Consider the following 315-nt stretch of genomic DNA (forward strand, 5'->3'; position numbering starts at 1 on the left):
CTGAACGCCGGCGCCCGCACATCCCAGCCATACCGCGAGGAGGACTCAATGAAGAAGTAGCTGACCATGGCGATCCTGGCCGCTGCCGCCGTTGCAGTGCCGCTGGAGGTGGCGCAGAACGCCGGCCAGCCGGCCCCCCAGCAGGGTGACCAGGCCGACAAGGCGCAGGCCGAGGCCGACGCCAAGGCCAAGCGCCGTGCCCAGGCCAATGCCGAAATGAAGGCGCAGGGCCAGCCGGCCCCGCAGCAGGAAGAGGAAGAGGAAGCGCGCAAGAAGCGCTGATCCCGCAGCCTGCCAGACGCCCTTGCGACAAGG

The 315-nt window shown here is 69.5% G+C and carries 1 protein-coding gene; it reads left to right on the forward strand.

Annotation, left to right across the window (positions count from 1 at the left end; genetic code table 11):
* Positions 1-66: 66 nt before the first annotated feature.
* Entirely contained in the window at positions 67-282 is a 216-nt protein-coding gene (locus EN852_RS38245; protein ID WP_246694567.1) for a hypothetical protein, read from the forward strand.
* The last annotated feature ends 33 nt before the right edge of the window (positions 283-315 follow it).

Source organism: Mesorhizobium sp. M2E.F.Ca.ET.209.01.1.1 (assembly GCF_004010375.2).
Classification (GTDB): Bacteria; Pseudomonadota; Alphaproteobacteria; order Rhizobiales; family Rhizobiaceae; genus Mesorhizobium.

Bases quoted from the DNA above. Each gene is read 5' to 3' on its own strand.
- EN852_RS38245 (WP_246694567.1), top strand. From the start codon at position 67: ATGGCGATCCTGGCCGCTGCCGCCGTTGCAGTGCCGCTGGAGGTGGCG.